Source organism: Actinokineospora cianjurensis (assembly GCF_003663795.1).
Lineage (GTDB): Bacteria > Actinomycetota > Actinomycetes > Mycobacteriales > Pseudonocardiaceae > Actinokineospora > Actinokineospora terrae.
The window spans coordinates 1,646,228-1,667,623 of the sequence record NZ_RCDD01000001.1; the positions used below are offsets into that span (position 1 = coordinate 1,646,228).

The window sequence follows — 21,396 nt, forward strand, 5'->3', positions numbered from 1 at the left end:
GGGGCCGTAGCCCCAGGTCAGCTCCTGTCCTGGACTTGGAATCCAGACCAGCCCGGCGCCAAGTACCGCAAAGCCGCAACCAGTACTCGCCGTCAGCGAGGGAGGTCGTGTATGGACATCGTGGTTAAGGGCCGTAACGTCGAGGTTCCGGAGCACTACCGGACACACGTCGAGGAAAAGCTGACCCGGTTGGAGCGCTACGACCGCAAGGTCATCCGCTTCGACGTGGAGCTGTTCCACGAGCCCAACCGCAGGCAGTCGAAGAGCTGCCAGCGGGTCGAGATCACCGGGAAGGGCAAGGGCCCCGCCGTGCGGGCGGAGGCAGTGGCAGGCGACTTCTACGCCGCGCTCGACCTGGCAGTCAGCAAGATCGAGAACCGGCTCCGCCGCCAGCACGACCGCAGGCGCGTGCACCACGGTCGGCGCACCCCCACCTCGGTCGGCCAAGCCGTCGCCGCGGCCACCCCGATCACCAACGGGAACGGGCACGCGGGTCTCGTCGCCGGGAGCACCACGCTGCTGCACGCCCCCGAGTACGACGGCGCCACCAACGGCAGCCACCTCGACGCCGACCTGGCCACCGAGTACGGCGGCGTCCCCATGCCCCGGCAGCGCTGGGAGGACGACGAGGACGGCCTCCCCGGCCGCGTGGTGCGCGAGAAGGAGCACCCGGCCAAGCCGATGACCGTCGACCAGGCCCTCTACGAGATGGAACTGGTCGGGCACGACTTCTACCTGTTCGCCGACGCCGACACCGGCACCCCCAGCGTCGTCTACCGGCGCCACGCCTTCGACTACGGCGTGATCAAGCTCGTCTGAGCCCCGACCCACGCACCGCGTGCCCCGGGGGACCAGCTCCCCCGGGGCACCACCATGCCCGCACCCGGCCCCCTATTCGGTGGATTCGCGAGGGTGCCCGGAGGGCGTCGACACCGTCTGACAGGCCGGTGACCGGCGCGGATCGGTCCGCGCGGGCAGACCCCGGTCCGTTCCCAGTTCCCAACTGGCGGCAGGTGCGGAACCTCCCGGCCGGGTGGGCCGTTGGTGCTGTGGCGGGCCTCACCCGGGTAGCCTGCGCCGCGTCGGTGTCGGCGTCGGTGCACGCTGCCGGGCGCGGTGCCTACGATGACGAACAGGAGCGTCCGTAGCGGGCGCACGACTATCAGCTAGCGAGGTCGACTCGGATGGTGCTGTCCCGGATCCTGCGCGCGGGCGAGGGCAAGATGCTCAAGCGGCTGCGCAACATCGCAGCGCACATCAACTCGCTGGAGGACGAGGTCGTCGCGCTCTCCGACGAGGAGTTGCGCGGCAAGACAGCCGAGTTCCAGGAGCGCTACCGCGGCGGCGAGTCGCTCGACGAGCTGCTGCCAGAGGCGTTCGCGGTGGCCAGGGAGGGCGCCAAGCGGGTGCTCGGCCAGCGGCACTTCGACGTGCAGCTGATGGGCGGTGCCGCGCTGCACCTGGGCCAGGTCGCCGAGATGCGCACCGGTGAGGGCAAGACCCTGACCGGTGTCCTTGCCGCGTACCTCAACGCCCTCGCAGGCGACGGCGTGCACGTCATCACCACCAACGACTACCTGGCCAAGCGCGACGCGGACTGGATGGGTCGCATCCACCGCTTCCTCGGCCTGCGGGTCGGCGTGATCCTCTCGGAGATGACCCCGGCCGAGCGCCGCGAGGCGTACAACTGCGACATCACGCACGGCACGAACAACGAGTTCGGCTTCGACTACCTGCGCGACAACATGGCCTGGTCGCTCGACGACATGGTCCAGCGCGGCCACCACTTCGCCATCGTCGACGAGGTCGACTCCATCCTGATCGACGAGGCGCGCACCCCGCTGATCATCTCCGGCCCGGCCGACCAGTCCTCGCGCTGGTACCAGGAGTTCGCCCGGCTGTCGCCGATGCTGCGCCGCGACACCCACTACGAGGTCGACGAGCGCAAGCGCACCGTTGGCGTCACCGAGAAGGGTGTCGCTCTCGTCGAGGACCAGCTCGGCATCGAGAACCTCTACGAGGCCGCGAACACCCCGTTGGTCGGTTACCTCAACAACGCGCTCAAGGCCAAGGAGCTCTACAAGCGCGACAAGGACTACATCGTCCGCAACGCCGAGGTGCTCATCGTCGACGAGTTCACCGGCCGCGTGCTGTCCGGTCGCCGCTACAACGAGGGCATGCACCAGGCGATCGAGGCCAAGGAGGGGGTGGAGATCAAGGCCGAGAACCAGACCCTGGCCACGATCACCCTCCAGAACTACTTCCGGCTCTACGGCAAGCTCTCCGGCATGACCGGTACCGCCGAGACCGAGGCGGCCGAGTTCCACACCACCTACAAGCTCGGTGTGGTGCCGATCCCGACGAACCGGGACATGGTCCGCAAGGACCAGCCGGACCTGATCTACAAGACGGAAGAGGCCAAGTTCCTCGCCGTCGCCGAGGACATCGCCGAGCGGCACGCCGATGGCCAGCCGGTGCTGGTCGGCACGACCAGCGTCGAGCGGTCCGAGTACCTGTCGAAGCTGCTGCTCAAGGCGGGCGTTCCGCACAACGTGCTCAACGCCAAGCACCACGAGAAGGAAGCCGCGATCATCGCGGGCGCAGGCCACAAGGGCGCGGTGACCGTCGCGACGAACATGGCCGGTCGCGGTACCGACATCGTGCTCGGCGGCAACCCCGACCACATCGCCGAGGAGACGCTGCGCGAGCGCGGCCTCGACCCGATCGAGACCCCCGAGGAGTGGCGCGCCGCGCTGCCCGCCGCGCTGGAGAAGGCGCAGCAGGAGGTCAAGGCCGAGAAGGTCGAGGTGCAGAAGGCCGGTGGCCTCTACGTGCTCGGCACCGAGCGGCACGAGTCGCGGCGCATCGACAACCAGCTGCGCGGCCGGTCCGGCCGCCAGGGCGACCCGGGTGAGTCCCGGTTCTACCTGTCGCTCGGCGACGAGCTGATGCGCCGGTTCAACGCGGGCATGGTCGAGCGCGTGATGACCGCGATGAACGTGCCGGAGGACCAGCCGATCGAGGCCAAGATCGTCACCAGGGCGATCCGCAGCGCGCAGACGCAGGTCGAGCAGCAGAACTTCGAGATCCGCAAGAACGTCCTCAAGTACGACGAGGTCATGAACAAGCAGCGCAAGGTGATCTACGCCGAGCGGCTGCGGGTGCTACAGGGCGAGGACCTGCGCGAGCAGATCCTGCACATGCTCAACGACGTGGTCGAGGCGTACGTGGTCGGCGCCACCGCCGACGGCTACTCCGAGGACTGGGACCACGTGAAGCTGTGGACAGCCCTCAAGCAGCTGTACCCGATCTCGGTGGACTGGGAGCGGCTGGTCGACCGCGCCGAGGCCGACGGCAAGGACATGGACCACGAGTTCCTGCTGCGCGCCATCACCGAGGACGCCGAGGCCGCGTACACCGCCCGCGAGTCCGAGATCGACGGCAAGGTCGGCGAGGGCGCCATGCGCGAGGTCGAGCGGCGCGTGATGCTCTCGGTGCTGGACCGCAAGTGGCGCGAGCACCTCTACGAGATGGACTACCTCAAGGAGGGCATCGGCCTGCGGGCGATGGCCCAGCGCGACCCGCTGATCGAGTACCAGAAGGAAGGCTTCGAGATGTTCGGCGCGATGCTCGACGCGCTGAAGGAGGAGTCGGTCGGCTTCCTGTTCAACGTCCCGGTGGAGCCCGCCGAGCCCGAGGTCCAGCTCGCCCCGCAGCCGACCGCGCTGCCGTCGGTCAGCCCCAGCCCCGAGGCCCAGGCCCGCCAGGCCGAACTCCAGGCCCGCCAGGCCCGCGCCCAGGCCGTCCAGGACCGGGTCCGCGCCGAACAGGCCGCGGCCGCCGCCGCAGGCGACAAACTCCCCCCCGCCCTGCGCGGCAAGGGCTTCGAAGGCCCCACCCCCCAACGCCTCAACTACTCCGGCCCCACCGAAGACGGCGGCGTCGAATCCCACTCCGAAACCCCCGACAACGACACCTCCGCCTCCGGCACCCGCCGCGAGCGCAGGCAAGCAGCCCGAGACTCAGCCAAGAAGGGCCGCAAGGGCCCCCGTCGCTGAGTCCTAGCAGTACCTTTCGCTCGGGTGGTGGACCAAGGTCCACCACCCGGGCTTTTTCTTACCCCCCAACCGAAACACTTCTCGCTGCCAACCAAATGGCGGCGCGAGCGCGCCCCTCTGCAACCTTGGCACAACGTGCCCCTCCCGGGCATTGGTCCCCACCCGGCCCTCGCAGACGTTGGCCCTCTCACGCGCCCCCAAACAACGTTGGCCCCAACGTGCCCCTCCCAGGCGTTGACCCCAACACGCTCCCACAACGTTGGCCCCCACCCGGCCCTCACAATCGTTGGCCTCAACGCGCCCCTCTCAGACGTTGGCCCACAACCGCCCCTCTACAACGTTGCCCCCCACCCGCCCCCGAACAACGTTGGCCGACAACCGCTCCTCGGATCCGCTGGTGCCAGGCAGGCTCGATGGGGTGGACTTGTTTTGTGTGGGGGAGGACTGCCCGTAGCGTCGTTCGCGGACAGGGCCATGCTCTTCGGCCCCTGCTTTGCGGTCCTGCCACGGGTAGTTCAGGGGCCCCGCGCAAAACAAGTTCGCCACATCGAGCAAAGCTCAAAACTCGCGCCCAGGCCAATGCCGCAGGCGAGGCGTCAATCGTCGACGCCGCAGGCGAGCACGAGAGCCGCAACCCCTCAGCTCAAGATCAAACCCGCCACAGCACCCCCCAATACACAGCTTACCGAGCAGCACCGACAAACCGCCCCGACCGAGCAGCCCCCTGTGGACAACCCCCACCCACAAGATCAAACCGCCCCAAGCACCCCCCGATACACAGCCTACCGAGACCCACCGACAAACCGAGCCGACCAAGCCACCACCCTGTGGGCAACCCCACCACCCCTCAAAACCCCACCAACCGCAACAACGTGCACCGCCACTCCCCCTCCACCTGCTCCATCCGCCCCAAACACACCTTCACATGCCACCCCTCCGCCCTCTCCAACGGCACGACCCGCACCGTCGCAGCCATCTCCACCACCCCCACCGCCACCTCCTCCACATGCAACCGCAACAACCGATACTGAGTCCGACCCCCCTTGGCTCGCGTCAACAACCCCTCATAAGCCGCCTCAGGCAACATCCCATGCAGATGCGCCACCTGCCGCTTCCCCTCCAGCGCCTCCAACAACAACGTCACCAACCGCCAACAAGCCTCGCGCGGCGCCCCTCGAATGACCCGCGCGGGCACCGGCCAAGCAGGCGGCGTGAACCAGCGTTCCTCGTCAGCCTCAGCCAACGGCGGTTCATACTCAGGCAGCGCGTTGATCCGCACAACAACTCCCTCCGAGTGGTTACCCGGACAGAGCGCGAAAAGACCGCCAGCCCCCACAGCGGTAGCTGAACCTGGTGACAAAATCAGGCCCATGAAGGCCCTGGTAGTGGATTACGCAGGCGTGTTCACCGATGACGGCATGCCCGAGGTGGTCGCCAAGGTGCACGCGCGCGGGATCAAGACCGCGCTGCTGTCCAATGCGGACACCGTGCCCGCGGGCTTGCCGGACGTGTTCGACGCGGTTGTTGTGTCAGGAGCTGTTGGGGTCGCGAAGCCCGATGAGGCGATCTACCGGCATGTGGCGGCGCTGCTCGGGGTCGAGCCGGGCGACTGCGTGTTCGTCGATGATGTGGCGCGGTACGTGCGGGGGGCCGTGCGGGTGGGCATGGTCGGTGTGCACCACCGGGATCTTGAGTCCACTGTGGACGAACTGACCGTCCTGTTCGGTCTAGCGGCCGCGGCGGACCAGTTCGAAGCACAGGACGGCGGCGGCGGTGGCGACGTTGAGTGACTCCACGCCGCCGGACATCGGGATGGAGAGCCAGCGGTTGACGTGCGGGCGGACGCCGTCGGTGACGCCGGAGGTCTCGCTGCCCATGACGAAAGCCGCCTGGGTGGGCAGGTCCGCGTCGAACACCGTGCGGCGGGCGCCCGCGTCCAGGCCGTAGAGCGGGTAGCCCGCGGCGCGCAGGTCGGCTGCTGCCTCGGCCGCGGTCGCGGCGCGCAGCACCGGCGCGGTGAACGCGACCCCGGCCGACGCCTTGACCACCAGCGGGTCCAGCCCGGCCACCCCGCGCCTGGGCACCACGATCCCGCCGATCCCGGCCGCGGTGGCGGTGCGCAGGATCATGCCCACGTTCGCCGGGGTGGTGATGCCGTCGAGCAGCAGCACCGACGTCGGGCGGCGCGACGACGACAGCGCGTCGGCCAGTGTCCGCATCCGGGGCGCGACCACGTCGGCCAGCACGCCCTGGTCCTGCTTGCCGTTGCCCGCCAACACCTTCACCCGCTGCGCCGACGCCCGCTGCACCGGCACGCCCCGGTCCCGCGCGGCGTCGATGATCTCCCGGGCCGCCAGGCCGTGCGCGTTGTCGGCCAGCACGACCTTGTCCACGGTCAACCGGGTGTCGGCCAACGCCTCCAGCACCGGCTTGCGCCCGTAGACGGTCACGAACCGGTCCTTGGGGGACGGCGCCTGCTCGCGGTGGTCTCGGGGTGCGGAACGATCGGGGGACACGGCGAGCAGCATCGCACGCCCGGCGCCCGGCCCTCCGCGCCGCCCGGGTTGTGCCACTATCGGGCCATGCCCGACCGCCTGTCCGCCCTCGACGCGTCGTTCCTCTACCTGGAGGACGCGGCGACGCCGATGCACGTGGGTGGGGTCGCGGTGTTCCGCAAGCCGAAGGCCGGGTTCGACCACGCCCGCCTGGTCACCCTGATCGAGCAGCGGCTGCCGCTGGTGCCGCGCTACCGGCAGCGCGTCGCCGAGGTCCCCGGCCACCTGGCCCGCCCGGTCTGGGTGGACGACCCGGGGTTCGACGTCAACTACCACGTGCGCCGCTCCGCCCTGCCGCGCCCCGGCAGCGACGAGCAGCTGCACGACCTCGTCGCCAGGCTGATGGCCCGCCCGCTCGACCACACCCGGCCGCTGTGGGAGGCGTACCTGGTCGAGGGTCTCGCCGACGGCCACGCCGCGCTGATCACCAAGACCCACCTCGCGCTGGTCGACGGCATCCGCACCATCGACTTCGGGCAGGTCATCCTCGAACCGCACCCGCAGGCCGACGACCAGCCCGTCGACGAGCCGTGGGAGCCGCGCAGGCTGCCCAGCCAGGCCAGGCTGCTGCTCGACGCCGTCGCCGACACCGTGCAGCGGCCCCGCGAGGTGGTGGAGAACGTGCGCGCCGCGGTCGGCGACGCGCTGGCCACCACCCAGAAGGTGGCCGGGGTCCTGGGCACCGTCGTCTCCGCCATCGGCATCGCCGCGCGGCCCGCCCAGGCCAGCCCGCTCAACGCCCCGGTCGGCCGGGCCCGCCGCTACGCCGTCGCCTCGGCCAGGCTCGACGACCTGCGCGACGTGCGCGCCAGGCACGGCGGCACCGTCAACGACGTGGTGCTCACCGTCGTCGCCGGTGCCCTGCGGTCCTGGCTGCTCTCCCGCGGCCTGCAGCTCACCGCGTCCAGCACGGTCCGCGCGCTGGTCCCGCTCGCCGTGCGCGACTCGGACGGCACCGTGCCCGGCATGCTCGGCAACCAGGTCACCCCGCAGCTGGTCGACCTGCCGGTCGGCGAGCCGAGCCCGTTCGTGCGGCTGCACCACATCAGCCACGCGCTGCGCCCGCACAACGACTCGGTCCGCTCGGTCGCCGCGTCCGCGCTGCTGCGCGTCGGCGGGTTCGCGCCACCGACGCTGCACTCGCTCGGCGCGCGGGCCGCCGCCTCGTTCTCCCAGCGGATCTTCAACGTGGTGGTCACCAACGTGCCCGGTCCGCAGGTCCCGCTGTACTTAGGCACCGCAAGGATGACCCGGATGGTCCCGGCGATGCCCCTTACCCGAAACCAGGCGTTGGCGATCGGAGTCACCTCTTACGACGGCGGGGTGTACTTCGGCCTTACCGGTGACCGCACGGCCATGTCTGACGTGGACGTGCTGGCGCGGATGCTGGAAGAGTCCGTCGAAGAACTGTTGACGACTGTGAGAGCGTGAATGAGTTGAGGGTCTACATACCGGCGACGGTGGCGATGCTGCGCGAGTTGAACGCGGACGGTGAGCTGGCCGCGATCACCGGCACGGCGTTCGCGCTCACCCCAGCCCTGCGCGAGTCGTACGCGACCGGCGGCGAAGAGGAACTGGAGTACGTGGCCATGCTCGACGCGGCGAAGGCATCGCTGCGGCTGCTCGGCGCCGAGCTGACGACCGACCCGGACGTGCCGATGCGCCGCGCGGTCATCGCCGCCGACGTCGACGGGGTCGAGCTGCGCCCCGACCTGGACCACTCGGTGGTCAAGCTGTCCGGCCCGGTCCCGCTGAAGGTCATCGCCTCGGTCCACCTGGACACCGAGGAGGCCGCGGTCGCCGTGCGGGCCGCCGTGGCCGCCGTCGACGCCGCCGACATGGGCGACCCGGACGCGGAGTTCGTCCTCGGGGACGCCGAGGACCACGAACTGGCCTGGTACGCGCCGCAGGAGTTGCCCTTCCTGCTGGAGCTGCTGTAACCGGGAGGTCATCCCATGACAGGATGTACGGGGGCGGGGGTCCACGCGCGGCGCTGACGACCGTCGACGCCGTCGCGCGGCACCCCGCCACGACGCACCGCCCTGATGCCATTGACCACGAGGGAGGCGAGCCACACGATGGACGCCGTTTCGTCCGTTCCCGACCCGTCGAACGAGCCGATCAGCTCCTACGCGCCCGGCACCCCGCAGCGCGAGTCGCTCGCGCGCCGGATCGCCGAGCTCGAGGCCGAGCAGCCCGAGCTGACCATGACCATCGGTGGCGAGCAGCGGCTGGCAGGCGGTGACCGGATCGACGTGGTGCAGCCGCACGACCACCAGCACGTCCTCGGCGTCACCGCGCAGGCCACCACCGCCGACGTCGCCGACGCCGTCGCCGCGGCCAAGGCCGCCGCCCCCGCGTGGCGCGAACTGCCCTTCGACGAGCGCGCCGCGGTCCTGCTGCGCGCCGCCGACCTGCTCGCCGGGCCGTGGCGCGACACCATCAACGCCGCCACCGTGCTCGGCCAGTCCAAGTCCGCCCAGCAGGCCGAGATCGACAGCGCCTGCGAGCTGATCGACTTCTGGCGGTTCAACGTCTCCTTCGCGCGCAGGCTCATCGAGGAGCAGCCGGTCTCCTCGCCCGGGGTGTGGAACCGGTTCGACCACCGGCCGCTCGACGGGTTCGTCACCGCGATCACCCCGTTCAACTTCACCGCCATCGCGGGCAACCTGCCGACCGCGCCCGCGCTGATGGGCAACACCGTCGTCTGGAAGCCCTCGCCGACCCAGCAGCTGGCGGCGCACCACACGATGCGCCTGCTCGAGGCCGCAGGCATGCCCGCCGGTGTGATCAACCTGGTCACCGGCGACGGCCAGGCGCTCTCCGAGGTCGCGCTCACCGACCCCGACTTCGCCGGCCTGCACTTCACCGGGTCCACCAAGACCTTCAAGCACCTGTGGCGCCTGATCGGCGACAACCTCGACACCTACCGCTCGTACCCGCGCATCGTGGGCGAGACCGGCGGCAAGGACTTCGTCGTCGCGCACCCGTCGGCCGACATCGCCTCGGTGGTCATCGGCCTGGTCCGCGGCGCGTTCGAGTACCAGGGCCAGAAGTGCTCGGCCGCCTCGCGCGCGTACGTCGCCCGCTCGCTGTGGGAGGGCGGCCTGCGCGAGCAGCTCGCCGACGTCACCAAGTCCCTGGTCTACGGCGACGTCACCGACTTCGGCAACTTCGGCGGCGCGGTCATCGACGCCCGCGCGTTCGCCAAGCACAAGGACGCCCTGGCCGCGGCCGCCGCGAACTCCTCCATCGAGGTCCTCGCCGGGGGCACCGCCGACGACTCGGTCGGCTACTTCGTCCAGCCGACGGTGCTCGTGGGCAGCGACCCCCTCCAGGACGTCTTCACCACCGAGTACTTCGGCCCCATCCTCGCCGTGCACGTCTACGAGGACGCGGAGTACGCGAAGGTCCTAGAGCTCGTCGACACCTCTTCGCCGTACGCCCTGACCGGCGCGGTCTTCGCTACCGACCGCGCAGCCGTGGAACAGGCCCACAAGGCCCTCCGCTTCTCCGCAGGCAACTTCTACGTCAACGACAAGCCCACCGGCGCCGTCGTCGGCCAACAGCCCTTCGGCGGCTCCCGCGCGTCGGGCACCAACGACAAGGCAGGCAGCATCTACAACCTCCAGCGCTGGGTCAGCCCCCGCTCGATCAAGGAGACCTTCGTCCCCCCGGTCGACCACCGCTACCCGCACATGGGCTGAGCACTCCCGCTCGACACCGGGGCAGGCGCATCTCGCGCCTGCCCCGTTTTTCATGCCTCGATGACGTCTCAGCCCACCACCCGCTGGATGACGTCGAGCAGGTCCCACGGCAGGTCGAGGACCGCCACCGCGCCATCGACCTCGCCCGCCGCCCACGCGTTCGCGGTGTAGACGATCACCGGCACCCGGTCGCCCACCAACCGCGCCAGCTCCCGCCCAGCGTCCGGGTCCTCGCCCCGGTGCAGGTCCGTGATCACCACCGCGACGTCCAGCTCGTCGAGGTAGAGGAGCGCGGCATCCGTGCTGGTCGCCTTGACGATGAACTTCCCGAGCCGCTCCAGGGCGATGGTCTCGCGGACGTTGTTGTCCGGGTTGTCGTCCACCCACAGGATCCGCGCTGTCGTCTGCGTCCGCGCGATCTCACGAGCCGCCGCGGCTTGCCCACTGCGTTCGGTCGCCGCCGCGGCCACCGCGGTGCTCGCCTGGGCGACCTCGGCTGCGGTGAGCTTGACGTTCAGGGAGAACAGGTCGGCCACGGATATCCCGGCCTCGACGTTCGCCCCTTTCGCGTGCGCGCGCCCCAGCAGAACACCGAGCACGACGATCACGACCGCCCCCACCACCAAGGCGACCACTGCGACGGTGTCCACTACCTCGACCTCCCCGGTCGGGGCCGCACGAGACTGAACCCGGCCCCGCCCTCGGCGCACCACTGGATGATCATTGTCGATCGCTCCCGGAGCTGGGGACGGCTTCCAGTGGAGATCGACTGGTGTCGCCGGGCTGTTACGCCTCGATCGGGATCGCGGTGCCGGTGACGTGGATGCCGGAGGTGTGGTCGGAGGGGATGCTGACGGTGATGACGCCGGGGCGGCCCAGGTCTTCGCCCTGGTGGATGGTGAGGGCGGCGGGGAGGGTGACCAGGCCGAGTTCGCGGAGGTAGCCGCCGAGGGCTGCCGCGGCGGCGCCGGTGGCGGGGTCTTCGATGACGCCGCCAGGGGGAAAGGGGTTGCGGGAGTGGATGACGGTCTCGGAGGCGCGGTGGACCAGTTGGACGGTGGTCCAGCCGTGCTCGGTCATCAGGGTTGCCAGGGCGGGGTAGTCGTAGTCGAGGTCGGCCAGGCGGGGGCGGGTGGCCGCGGCGACGACCGGGTGCCAGGCGCCCGCGTACGCGGCTCGGACGGGGAGCGCGGGGTCGAGGTCGCCCTCGGTCCACCGCAGTGCCGCCAGCAGCGCGGCCTGGACGGGGGTCGGGATGTCCTCGGTGCGCGGGCTGACGCTGATCAGGGTGGCGGTGATGTACCCGGTGTCGGTCTCGCTCGTGCTGACCTCCACCAGCCCGGCCCTGGTGTGCAGCCGCAGCGGCCCCGACCCGTTGGCCGCCGCGTGCGCGACGGACGCCGCGACGGTCGCGTGGCCGCAGAACGGCACCTCCGCCAGCGGGCTGAAGTACCGCACGTCCAGGTCGCCGTCCTGGCGCGGCACGAGGAACGCCGACTCGGAGTACCCGACCTCGGCCGCGACCGCCTGCATCTCGGCGTCGGGCACCCCGGTCGCGTCCAGGACGACACCGGCGGGGTTGCCGCCGCCGGGCTCGGTGGTGAAGGCGGCGTAGCGGAGGATCTGCACGATCGCAGGCTAGCGCCCAACCCCCCTGTCCATCGGCTCACCCGACGACGTCCACCGTCCGAGAGCTAACTGTCCTCCGACGACTTGGACGCCAGCAGTCTGCGCAGGGACGCGAGCCTGCCCGGGGTAGCCGTGCCCTCTTGCACCACCGTGTCCAGGTAGCAGCCGGGGTCCTCCGGTGCGCCGAGATGCCCGCAGCCGGACGGGCACTCCTCCGCCGCCGCGTGGAACTCCGGGAAGGCGGTGACGATGTCGTCGGGCTTGATGTAGGCCAAGCCGAACGCACGCACGCCTGGTGTGTCGACGACCCAGCCGCCGCTCGGCAGCGGTAGGGCTACCGCCGAGGTCGAGGTGTGGCGGCCCTTGCCGATCCCGCTCACGGCGCCGATCGCGCGCTCGGCGTCCGGCACCAGCTTGTTGACCAAAGTGGACTTGCCGACCCCGGAGTGCCCGACCAGGGCCGAGACCCGGTCCACGAGCAGCGCCCGCACCGCTTCCGGGTCCTCGTCGAACCGGTTCACCACGACCCGCAGCTCGAGTTCCTGGTACAGCCCGATCAGCTCGGCCGGGTCGCCCAGGTCGGCCTTGGTCAGGCACAGCACCGGTTCCAGGCCACCGGCGAACGCGGCGACCAGGCAGCGGTCGATGAAGCCGGTGCGCGGCGGCGGGTCGGCCAGCGCGCAGACGATCAGCAGCTGCGCGGCGTTGGCGACGACGACCCGCTCGTAGCCCTCCGTGTCGTCCGAGGTGCGGCGCAGCACGCTGGTGCGCTCGGCGACGCGGACCATCCTGGCCAGGGTGTCCGGGGCACCGGTGGTGTCGCCGACCAGTTCGACCTGGTCGCCAACGACCACCGACGTCCTACCCAGCTCCCGCGCCCGCATCGCCACGACCAGGTGCTCCGGGTCGTGGTCGACCGCGCAGGTCCACCGGCCGCGGTCCTTGCCGACGACCATGGCGCTGACCGCGTCGGCGTGGTCGGGGCGGAGCTTGCTGCGCGGTCGGGAGCCCTTGCCCGGCCGGACCCGGACGTCTGCCTCGTCGAGCTTGCTCCAGTCGCCGCGCCGCGCCACCTCAGCGCGCCCCGCCGAGCAGGTCTGCCCACATCGCGGGGAAGTCGGGCAGCGTCTTGGCGGTCGTCGCGATGTCGTCGACGCCCACCCCCGGCACGACGAGGCCGATGATCGCGCCCGCGGTGGCCATCCGGTGGTCGGCGTAGGCCCGCCACAGACCGCCGTGCAGCTTCGCGGGGCGGATCGAGAGGCCGTCCTCGGTCTCGGTGGCGTCGCCGCCGACGGTCGCGATCTCGGCGGCGAGCGCGGCGAGGCGGTCGGTCTCGTGGCCGCGCAGGTGGGCGATGCCGCGCAGGACGGACGGGCTGTCGGCGAGCGCGGCCAACGCGGCCACGGTCGGGGTCAGCTCACCCACGTCGCGCATGTCGATGTCCACACCGGACAGTTTGTCCGGACCGCGGACGGTCAACGAGCCGTCGACAAGAGTCACCTCGGCGCCCATCTGCGCCAAGATGTCGCGGATAACGTCACCGGGCTGCGTGGTCTTGGAAGGCCAACCGGTCACGGTGACCTCGCCGCCGGTGACAGCGGCCGCGGCCAGGAATGGCGTCGCGTTGGAAAGGTCCGGCTCGATCACCCAGTCGACAGCGCCAACGGGACCCGGTTCGATCCGCCAGGTGTTGGGCTCCTCGTCATCGACCGCGACACCGGCCGCGCGCAGCATCTCGACGGTCATGTCGATGTGCGGCATGGATGGCACGGGTTTGCCGATGTGGTGGATGGCCAACCCCTTGTCGTACCGGGCGCCCGACAGCAGCAGCCCCGAGACGAACTGGGAGGAGGCCGACGCGTCGATGGTGACCGTGCCCCCGGCGATACCCCCGGTGCCGACCAGCGTGAACGGTAGCGCGTCGCCCTCGACGACGGCGCCGAGCGCACGCAGCGCCTCCAGGATCGTGCCCATCGGCCGCTCGCGCGCGCGGGGATCGCCGTCGAAGCGCACCTGCCCGTCAGCGAGAACGGCGGCAGGTGGCACAAACCGCATGACCGTGCCCGCGAGACCGCAATCGATCTCGGCCGGGCCGTGGAACCCGTCGTTGGTGCCAACGGTGATGGTGGTGCCCTCGACCGTCATCGGAACGCCCAGCGCGCGCCAGGCGGCGATCATCAGGTCGGAGTCGCGGCTGATGAGCGCTCCGGTGAGGGTGCTCGGCCGGGTGCTGAGCGCCGCGAGCACGAGCGCGCGGTTGGTGAGGGACTTGGAGCCGGGGATGGTGACGGTGGCGCTGACGGGACCCGGGGCGACCGGGGCTGACCAGGGCTGCGGCATACCGCAATCCTCGCGCACCGGCCGCCGCATCGGGTGACCGGCTCGCCCCGGCAGGCCCGGCATGTCACGATTCGCCCACACCGTGGGTGGCGGTGGCGCCCCGGCATCCGGGGTGGAGAGGGAGGGTGATCGACCTTGTGTGGCAGGTACGCCTCCGCGAAGGACCCGGCGACGCTGGCCGCGGAGTTCGACGCGGTCGACGCCATGGGTGACGGTGCGCCGGACCTGGACTACAACGTCGCGCCGACGAAGAACGTGGTCGCGGTCGTGCAGCGGCACCCGCGCGACGCCGACGGCACCGCGGACGAGAGCCGGACCGAGCGCACGCTGCGGGTGATGAAGTGGGGCTTGGTGCCCACGTGGGCCAAGGACGCCACCGGCGGCGCCAAGATGATCAACGCGCGGTCCGAGAGCGCCGCGGAGAAGCCCGCCTTCAAGAAGTCCCTCGCCCGACGCCGCTGCATCCTGCCCGCCGACGGCTGGTTCGAGTGGCGGCGCGACAAGACGGCCAAGCAGCCGTTCTACACGACCACGCGCGACGGCAGCAGCCTGGCGATGGCGGGCCTGTGGACGACCTGGCACGACAAGGCCGACCCGTCCGCGCCCGTGCTGGTGACCTGCGCGGTCCTCACGACCGACGCCGTGGGCCCGATCGCCGACATCCACGACCGGATGCCGCTGCTGCTGCGCCGCGACGCCTGGGGCAGCTGGCTCGACCCGGACTCCGACGCGGTCGCGGACCTGCTGGCCCCGCCCGCGCGGGACCTGGTCGACGCCCTGGAGATCCGACCGGTGTCGCAGGCGGTCAACAGCGTCCGCAACAACGGTCCCGAGCTGCTCGCCCCGTTCGAGGCGGGCGCGGTCGACCTGGACGCCCCCGACCTGTTCTCCCCGCGGACCTAGCCGGTGAACCGCGCCGAGATCGACACCCCGCACGGCCCGGCGTTCGCCGAGCTGCACTGCGCCGCCGAGGGCCGCGCGGGGCTCCTGCTCGGTCACGGCGCCGGTGGCGGGATCAATGCACCCGACCTGGTCGCCGCCACGCACGGTGCCACGGCGGCCGGGGTGCACGTCGCGCTCGTCGAGCAGCCCTACCGGGTGGCGGGTCGGCGGGCTCCCGCGCCCGCCGCGCAGCTGGACGCGGCGTGGCTCGCGGTCTCGCACCGGTTGTCCACGCTGTGGTTCGAAGGTCTTCCCCTGCTGTTCGGCGGTCGGTCATCCGGGGCGCGCGTGGCGTGCCGCACTGCGGAGGAGGGGGAGGCCGTAGGCGTTGTGTGCCTTGCCTTCCCGGTGCACCCGCCGGGCAAGCCGGACAAGACGAGGCAGCCCGAACTGGACGCGGTGCACGTGCCGACCCTCGTGGTGCAGGGGGAGAGCGACCCGTTCGGCCAACCGCGAGGTGCCCATCTTCGGGAGATCGTGCGAATGCCGGGTGACCACTCGCTGAAGAAGGACATCCCGGGCATATCCCGTGTCGTCGAGGAGTGGTTGCACCGTATCCTTCGACCGTTGGACCAGCTCGACTGAGCGCGGCGGGTGAGTCCCGGTCTGGGTCACGCGTCTCTGGGGACGTTCGAGGGGATAGCACCGCTATGGGGTTTTTCGGCAAGTCACGTCTGCTCGCGGCCGTCGCGGTCGCCGCGGCACTCACGCTGACCGGTTGTGGCGGCGGTACGGCGCAGTCCGGCGACAACGCCGCCTCCCAGCCGAACGGCGAGGCCAAGAAGAGCGCGTTCGACACGCTGCGCGGCCTCACCGACGCGGTCAAGGCCAAGAGCAGCAGCGTCAAGTCCGCGCACTTCACGCTCACCGGGGACCTTGCGGGTCAGTCCATGACCGGCGAGGGTGACTTCACCTTCGGCGGTACCGCCAACATGCAGATGTCGATGAAGACGCGCGAGGGCCACGTCTCGCTGCGGCTGCTCGACTCGGTCATGTACATCAAGACGCCCGCCGAGATCGAGCCGGGCAAGTCGTGGCTCAAGTTCGACCTCAACGACAAGGACAACCCGCTGGTCGCGATGCTGGGCAAGTCGCTGGACTCGGCCCGCCAGGCCGACCCGACCGCCACCCTGGAGCGCATCGCCGACGTCAGCGAGATCACCGCCGTCAAGACCGAGGAGGTCAACGGCCAGAGCACCACCCGCTACACCCTCGCCGTCGACGTGACCAAGCTCGGCATGAAGGCCAGCGAACTCGGCATGGACGAGGCCGCCGTCGCGCAACTGGGCACCGCGGGGGTCAAGAGCTTCCCCGCCGACATCTGGATCAACGGCGACGACCTGCCGGTCCGCTACGCGATGGAGATCCCGCTCAGCGGCAAGAAGGTCACCATGAAGGCCGACTACACCGACTGGGGCAAGCCCGTCGAGATCGTCGCCCCGCCCGCGGACGAGGTCGCCGAACTCCCGGCAGGCTGATTGATTCCCGAGCGCGCCCCCGTACCCCAGGTGCGGGGGCGTGCCGCTGCCCGGGGCCCGGCATGATTGGACCCTCCGAAGACCCTCCAGGGAGGCGGCCGCAGGTGGACGACGAGGACGAGGACGTACCCGAGCGCGTGCAGACCATCTGCCCCTACTGCGGCGGCGGCGGCATGGTCGCCGACCCCAAACACGCCGTCATCGGCGGCTCCCCCCGCACCATCGACAACGGCCGCCCCTGCCCGCACTGCGACACCGAGGGCCACTTCCCCGGCATCATCCCGCCGCTCTGACCAGGTCCCAGCCAGATCGCGCGCCTACCTGGCGGCGATGTCGGCGACCAGTGCGTCGGCGAGGGTGACCAGGTCCGCCGCGGTGAGTTCTATCTCCAACCCGCGTCGCCCGCCCGAGCAGAACAGGGTGGGGTACGACGTCGCCGAGGTGTCGACCACGGTGCGCAAGCGTTTGCGCTGGCCGAGTGGGGAGATGCCGCCCGCCACGTAGCCGGTTGTGCGTTCGGCCACGGCGACGTCCGCCATCTTGGCCTTCTTGCCGCCCACGGCCGCCGCGAGGGCCTTCAGGTCCAGCTGCGCGTCGACCGGCACAACCCCCACCGTCAAGACCCCGTCGACCTCCGCCAGCAGGGTCTTGAACACCCGCGATGGCTCCACACCCAGCGCCGCAGCTGCCTCTAGGCCGTACGACTCGCGGGGGTCGTGGTCGTAAGAGTGCACCTTGTGCGTGATCTTGCGCTTAGCCAAGAGTGCCGTCGCCGGGGTTCCCTGTCCTGCCACGGCGGTGAGCCTAAGGGAATGAGTCGCGCGCGCCCCGCGTTGAGCAGGACGTGCAGACAGGCGTGTTGCCAGACCGGCGGGTCCCCAGGGTCAAGGTTCCGGCTCGCGGCTCCTCCAGCGAGAGCCGCGTAAGCTCGGAGGTGACATACGCGCACCTGAACGCGGGTGTGCGCGCCCCCGAAAGGAGCCCGGTGCCCCGCACCGACGCCCAGACGAACCCGGAGACCCCGGACACCGTGGAGACGCCCGCGATGCGGGCCGACCGGTTCGAGCGCGACGCCATGCCGCTGCTCGACCAGCTGTACTCCGCGGCGCTGCGGATGACCCGCAACCCCGCCGACGCCGAGGACCTGGTGCAGGAGACCTTCCTGAAGGCTTTCGCCGCGTTCGCGTCGTTCGCGGCCGGGACGAACCTCAAGGCGTGGCTCTACCGCATCCTCACCAACACCTACATCAACGGTTACCGCAAGCGGCAGCGGCAGCCGGTGCAGGCGCCGACCGACGAGATCACCGACTGGCAGTTGGCCAAGGCGGAGAACCACAGCTCGACCGGGCTGCGGTCGGCCGAGGTCGAGGCGATGGACCTGCTGCCGGACGACGACGTCAAGCAGGCGCTGCAGCAGTTGCCGGAGGAGTTCCGGCTCGCGGTCTACCTCGCCGACGTCGAGGGCTTCGCCTACAAGGAGATCGCGGAGATCATGGGGACGCCGATCGGTACCGTGATGTCCCGATTGCACCGGGGCAGGCGCCAGCTGCGCGACCTGCTCGCCGATGTCGCCCGCGAGCGCGGGTTCGTCCGGGAGGTGACCGGCGCGTGAGCGGCCACGACAAGGAGCCCTGCGCGGACGTGCTGTCCGAGGTGTGGCTGTTCCTCGACAGCGAGTGCGACCTGGGCAGGCGCGAGGCGCTGCAGACCCACCTCGACGAGTGCGTTCCCTGCCTGGAGCAGTACGGCCTGTCCGAGCACCTCAAGGTGCTGCTCGGCCGCAAGTGCGGCGGCGACCAGGCCAGCGACGAGTTCCGCGAGCGGGTGCGCGCCTCGATCAGGCGGACCGTCATCCAGCACCGCGGCGGCCGGGTCGAGGTGACCAGCGCCAGGGTCGAGCTCGAGCAGCGCGAGGACTGAGCCCGCTCGCGCGCGGCGAGACCACGCGGAAAGGCCCCGGTGTCCAGCGGATACCGGGGCCTTCGACGTGCTGGGCGCGAACGCTCAGGCGTTGGGGCGCTTGCCGTGGTTCGCGCCGCCCTTCTTGCGGTCGCGACGCTTGCGGGCGCGCTTCGACATGGTGCCTCCTCGGACGAGCGTTGGGCTGAGGTACCGATTTTGCCACGCGGGGCGGTGCCGCCCCGCCGGGGGCCGCCCGTGGTTGGATTGGCGCCGGGGGAGCCGTGCCAGGTGAGCGAAGGGGAACCGGCCCGATGGCCCACGAGATCCACGCCGAGATGGTGGCCAGCGTGCTCACCGTGGTCGCGGGCGAGGGCGACTCGCTCGCGGAGGGTGACACGGTCGTCATCCTGGAGTCGATGAAGATGGAGATCCCGGTGCTCACCGAGGCCGACGGGACCCTCACCAGGCTGGCGGTCCGCGCGGGCGACGTGGTCCAGGAGCACGACCTGATCGCCGTCGTGGAGTAGCGCGGTGTCCACCCTCTCCGACCTGCTCGCCGAGCACACCGGCCTCTCCGGCGGCGCCGTCGACCACCTGCAGACCGTCGTCGCGGAGTGGCAGCTGCTCTCGGACCTGTCCTTCGCCGACTTCCTGCTCTGGGTCCCGGAGACCGCCGCGGACGGGGCGCCGCTGCCGCCGACGGCCGAGCGCCGCTACATCTGCGTCGCGCAGGCCAGGCCGACCACCGGGCCGACCGCGCACCCCGAGGACGTCGTCGCCAGCCACACCACCGCCGACGACCACCCGCAGCTGCGCCGGGCCATCGCCGAGCGGCGCATCTGCCGCGAGGAGGACCCGCGCTGGTACCTGGGGGTGCCGGTGCGCCGCGAGGCCATCCCGGTCAGCTTCGGCGGCGAGGTCGTCGCGGTCCTGTCCCGGGAGACGAACCTGGCCGTGCCGCGGGTGCCCAGCGCGCTGGAGATCGCCTACCTCGGCATCGCGGGCGACCTGTGCCAGATGGTCGCCGACGGGACGTTCCCGACCACCGAGCCCTCGCCGGACGTGCACACCAGCCCCCGGGTCGGCGACGGCCTGCTGCGGCTGGACACCGCGGGCGCCGTCGTGTTCGCCAGCCCCAACGCGCTCTCGGCGTACCACCGGATGGGCCACGCGTCCGACCTGGTCGGGGTGCGGTTGGCGCCGCTGACCCGGTCGCTGATCGCCGACCCGTTCGACGCGACCGAGGTGGCGCAGCGGATCGTGTCCGCGCTCGACGGGCAGCCGGGGATGCGCACCGAGGCCGAGTCCCGCCGCGGCGCCGCGGTGCTGTTCCGGGCGCTGCCGCTGCGGCCGGGCGGCAAGGCGGCTGGCGCGCTGGTGCTGTGCCGGGACGTGACGGAGGTGCGGCGGCGCGACCGGGCGCTGCTGTCGAAGGACGCCACCATCCGCGAGATCCACCACCGGGTGAAGAACAACCTGCAGACCGTGGCCGCGCTGCTGCGGTTGCAGTCGCGGCGCACCAGCAGCCCGGAGGCGAAGGAGGCACTGGCCGAGTCGGTGCGCCGGGTCGCCGCGATCGCCATGGTGCACGAGACGCTGTCCACTTCGGTCGACGAGCGGGTCGACCTGGATGCCTTGGTGGACAAGGTGATCCCCGTCGTCGGGGATGTCGCGGTCGCCGAGAGCCACGTGCAGGTGCGCAAGAGTGGACAGTTCGGGATAGTCGCCGCCGAGACCGCCACGCCGCTGGTGATGGTGCTGACCGAGCTCATCCAGAACGCCGTCGAGCACGCCTTCCCGCCCGGCTCGTCCGGCGAGGTCGAGGTCTCCGCCACCCGCTCGGCCCGCTGGCTCGACGTCCTGGTCGCCGACGACGGCCGCGGCCTGCCCCCCGGCTTCTCACTCGAACGGACCAACGGCCTCGGCCTGCAGATCGTCCGCACCCTCGTCGAGTCCGAACTCCGCGGCTCCCTCTCCCTGCGCCGCCGCCCCGAAACCGGTACGGAAGCCGTCCTCCGCGTACCCCTCTCCCACCGCCGCTAGCCCCTTTGACGAATTTCGCCAACCCCCAACATTCCTCGCCAATCAAGCGAATACCTAATGCGTCGGCAAAGACCCATCAATCAAACCAATGGGTTTTCGCTATACCTCCGGCAAAGCCTGTTCACCGTTAACCGTCAACCCGAGCCCATGTCGGCAACCCCCCCGCATCGGCGACCCGAACAACGACTGCTGACTCAGCCAAACACCGGCCGACCCACGCATCGCTGACCTGCGCCGGGGGGTCCGGGGGGCGAAGCCCTCCCGGCTGGGGGTGTGGGGGCTCGGCCCCCACAAGACACAAAAGAACGACCCCTGTCTGCGCTTTCCGCAGACAGGGGTCGCCCAGTCGTTCGAAACTCAGGCGTTGCTGCGTGCCCGTGTGCGAGCGTTGCGGCGCTTCAGCGCACGACGCTCGTCCTCACTCATACCGCCCCAAACGCCAGCGTCCTGGCCGCTCTCGAGCGCCCATGACAGGCAGTTGGAAGCGACGGGGCAGCGGTGGCAAACGGCCTTCGCCTCGGAGACCTGCAGGATCGCAGGACCGCTGGTTCCCACCGGGAAGAACAGCTCGGGGTCCTCGTCACGGCAGGCCGCGCGGTGGCGCCAGTCCATTTCTACGTGCTCCTCGCTCGGGCGCGGTTGGACGCGCCTCTAGTCGTGATCCGGTCGTCGGGGTGCTTGTGAATGCTTTCACGAACTCGGGAGATGTCAAGGGTTGTTCTTCGCCCGGTGAGTGAAC

23 protein-coding genes are annotated in these 21,396 nt (G+C 70.8%); 14 read left to right on the forward strand and 9 right to left on the reverse strand.

The features are described 5' to 3' along the window. Window positions 1–111: 111 nt before the first annotated feature. Both hpf and secA read left to right on the forward strand, forming a co-directional pair. Complete coding sequence (hpf, locus tag CLV68_RS07880; protein ID WP_121389799.1) at window positions 112–819, forward strand: ribosome hibernation-promoting factor, HPF/YfiA family; 708 nt, start codon at window positions 112–114, stop codon at window positions 817–819. 365 nt (window positions 820–1,184) lie between these two features. Beyond that, a complete protein-coding gene (gene secA, locus CLV68_RS07885) occupies window positions 1,185–4,058 on the forward strand; it encodes a preprotein translocase subunit SecA (protein ID WP_121389800.1) in 2,874 nt (957 codons plus the stop codon). Window positions 4,059–4,905: 847 nt separating this feature from the next. Here secA and CLV68_RS07890 read toward each other — a convergent pair. Beyond that, entirely contained in the window at window positions 4,906–5,337 is a 432-nt protein-coding gene (locus CLV68_RS07890) for an Rv3235 family protein (RefSeq protein ID WP_147459908.1), read from the reverse strand. A 91-nt stretch (window positions 5,338–5,428) separates the two neighbouring features. Here CLV68_RS07890 and CLV68_RS07895 point away from each other — a divergent pair, with 91 nt between their 5' ends. Then, a complete protein-coding gene (locus CLV68_RS07895) occupies window positions 5,429–5,848 on the forward strand; it encodes an HAD-IA family hydrolase (RefSeq protein ID WP_121389802.1) in 420 nt (139 codons plus the stop codon). Here CLV68_RS07895 and CLV68_RS07900 read toward each other — a convergent pair. Then, window positions 5,786–6,574 carry a TrmH family RNA methyltransferase gene (locus CLV68_RS07900; protein ID WP_246009712.1) on the reverse strand — a complete coding sequence of 263 codons (789 nt, stop codon included), beginning with the start codon at window positions 6,572–6,574 and terminating at the stop codon, window positions 5,786–5,788. The two genes, CLV68_RS07895 and CLV68_RS07900, sit on opposite strands and share 63 nt — an antisense overlap. Before the next feature lie 66 nt (window positions 6,575–6,640). Between CLV68_RS07900 and CLV68_RS07905 the strand changes: the two genes are divergently transcribed. The 3 genes from CLV68_RS07905 to pruA all read left to right on the forward strand — a co-directional run bounded on the left by CLV68_RS07905 (window position 6,641) and on the right by pruA (window position 10,320). Then, window positions 6,641–8,044 (forward strand): WS/DGAT/MGAT family O-acyltransferase, encoded by a 1,404-nt coding sequence (locus CLV68_RS07905; protein WP_121389804.1) that lies wholly within the window; start codon window positions 6,641–6,643, stop codon window positions 8,042–8,044. A 5-nt stretch (window positions 8,045–8,049) separates the two neighbouring features. Next, window positions 8,050–8,553 carry a DUF6912 family protein gene (locus CLV68_RS07910; RefSeq protein WP_121391041.1) on the forward strand — a complete coding sequence of 168 codons (504 nt, stop codon included), beginning with the start codon at window positions 8,050–8,052 and terminating at the stop codon, window positions 8,551–8,553. Between the two features lie 138 nt (window positions 8,554–8,691). Then, window positions 8,692–10,320, forward strand: a complete 1,629-nt coding sequence (pruA, locus tag CLV68_RS07915) for an L-glutamate gamma-semialdehyde dehydrogenase (RefSeq protein WP_121389805.1) — start codon at window positions 8,692–8,694, stop codon at window positions 10,318–10,320. A gap of 68 nt (window positions 10,321–10,388) precedes the next feature. Here pruA and CLV68_RS07920 read toward each other — a convergent pair whose 3' ends face one another. From CLV68_RS07920 to aroA, 4 genes are all read right to left on the reverse strand, one after another. Further along, on the reverse strand, window positions 10,389–10,970 hold the full coding sequence (locus CLV68_RS07920) for a response regulator (RefSeq protein WP_121389806.1): 582 nt from the start codon (window positions 10,968–10,970) through the stop codon (window positions 10,389–10,391). Between the two features lie 136 nt (window positions 10,971–11,106). Beyond that, entirely contained in the window at window positions 11,107–11,952 is an 846-nt protein-coding gene (locus CLV68_RS07925; RefSeq protein ID WP_211346523.1) for a PhzF family phenazine biosynthesis protein, read from the reverse strand. A gap of 62 nt (window positions 11,953–12,014) precedes the next feature. Beyond that, window positions 12,015–13,022, reverse strand: coding sequence for a ribosome small subunit-dependent GTPase A (gene rsgA, locus CLV68_RS07930; RefSeq protein ID WP_121389808.1), 1,008 nt, complete (start codon window positions 13,020–13,022; stop codon window positions 12,015–12,017). Between the two features lies 1 nt (window position 13,023). After that, window positions 13,024–14,292 (reverse strand): 3-phosphoshikimate 1-carboxyvinyltransferase, encoded by a 1,269-nt coding sequence (gene aroA / locus CLV68_RS07935; protein WP_121389809.1) that lies wholly within the window; start codon window positions 14,290–14,292, stop codon window positions 13,024–13,026. Window positions 14,293–14,427: 135 nt separating this feature from the next. Here aroA and CLV68_RS07940 point away from each other — a divergent pair, with 135 nt between their 5' ends. The 4 genes from CLV68_RS07940 to CLV68_RS07955 all read left to right on the forward strand — a co-directional run bounded on the left by CLV68_RS07940 (window position 14,428) and on the right by CLV68_RS07955 (window position 17,005). After that, window positions 14,428–15,195: an SOS response-associated peptidase gene (locus CLV68_RS07940; RefSeq protein ID WP_121389810.1), complete on the forward strand. Its 768-nt coding sequence runs from the start codon at window positions 14,428–14,430 to the stop codon at window positions 15,193–15,195. Window positions 15,196–15,198: 3 nt separating this feature from the next. Next, the gene (locus CLV68_RS07945) at window positions 15,199–15,819 is read left to right on the forward strand and encodes an alpha/beta hydrolase family protein (protein WP_121389811.1); all 621 of its coding nucleotides are present in this window, start codon (window positions 15,199–15,201) and stop codon (window positions 15,817–15,819) included. A gap of 65 nt (window positions 15,820–15,884) precedes the next feature. Beyond that, on the forward strand, window positions 15,885–16,712 hold the full coding sequence (locus CLV68_RS07950; RefSeq protein WP_121389812.1) for an SCO4651 family lipoprotein: 828 nt from the start codon (window positions 15,885–15,887) through the stop codon (window positions 16,710–16,712). 104 nt (window positions 16,713–16,816) lie between these two features. Next, window positions 16,817–17,005 (forward strand): hypothetical protein, encoded by a 189-nt coding sequence (locus CLV68_RS07955; protein ID WP_092778166.1) that lies wholly within the window; start codon window positions 16,817–16,819, stop codon window positions 17,003–17,005. 24 nt (window positions 17,006–17,029) lie between these two features. Here the strand turns inward: CLV68_RS07955 and ybaK are convergent, their stop codons facing one another. Continuing rightward, the gene (gene ybaK, locus CLV68_RS07960) at window positions 17,030–17,506 is read right to left on the reverse strand and encodes a Cys-tRNA(Pro) deacylase (protein WP_121389814.1); all 477 of its coding nucleotides are present in this window, start codon (window positions 17,504–17,506) and stop codon (window positions 17,030–17,032) included. A 251-nt stretch (window positions 17,507–17,757) separates the two neighbouring features. Here ybaK and CLV68_RS07965 point away from each other — a divergent pair, with 251 nt between their 5' ends. Continuing rightward, on the forward strand, window positions 17,758–18,324 hold the full coding sequence (locus CLV68_RS07965) for a sigma-70 family RNA polymerase sigma factor (protein ID WP_121391042.1): 567 nt from the start codon (window positions 17,758–17,760) through the stop codon (window positions 18,322–18,324). Further along, complete coding sequence (gene rsrA / locus CLV68_RS07970) at window positions 18,321–18,632, forward strand: mycothiol system anti-sigma-R factor (RefSeq protein WP_121389815.1); 312 nt, start codon at window positions 18,321–18,323, stop codon at window positions 18,630–18,632. Before CLV68_RS07965 ends, rsrA begins: the two co-directional genes overlap by 4 nt. 84 nt (window positions 18,633–18,716) lie before the next feature. On the opposite strand, the gene CLV68_RS35965 is transcribed toward rsrA, so the two are convergent. Beyond that, entirely contained in the window at window positions 18,717–18,791 is a 75-nt protein-coding gene (locus tag CLV68_RS35965) for a 50S ribosomal protein bL37 (protein ID WP_096498094.1), read from the reverse strand. A gap of 134 nt (window positions 18,792–18,925) precedes the next feature. Here CLV68_RS35965 and CLV68_RS07980 point away from each other — a divergent pair, with 134 nt between their 5' ends. After that, window positions 18,926–19,141, forward strand: coding sequence for a biotin/lipoyl-binding carrier protein (locus CLV68_RS07980; protein WP_121389816.1), 216 nt, complete (start codon window positions 18,926–18,928; stop codon window positions 19,139–19,141). Between the two features lie 4 nt (window positions 19,142–19,145). Continuing rightward, entirely contained in the window at window positions 19,146–20,657 is a 1,512-nt protein-coding gene (locus CLV68_RS07985; protein ID WP_121389817.1) for a sensor histidine kinase, read from the forward strand. 357 nt (window positions 20,658–21,014) lie between these two features. Here CLV68_RS07985 and CLV68_RS07990 read toward each other — a convergent pair whose 3' ends face one another. Beyond that, window positions 21,015–21,269 carry a WhiB family transcriptional regulator gene (locus CLV68_RS07990; protein ID WP_054051690.1) on the reverse strand — a complete coding sequence of 85 codons (255 nt, stop codon included), beginning with the start codon at window positions 21,267–21,269 and terminating at the stop codon, window positions 21,015–21,017. Window positions 21,270–21,396 lie beyond the last annotated feature (127 nt).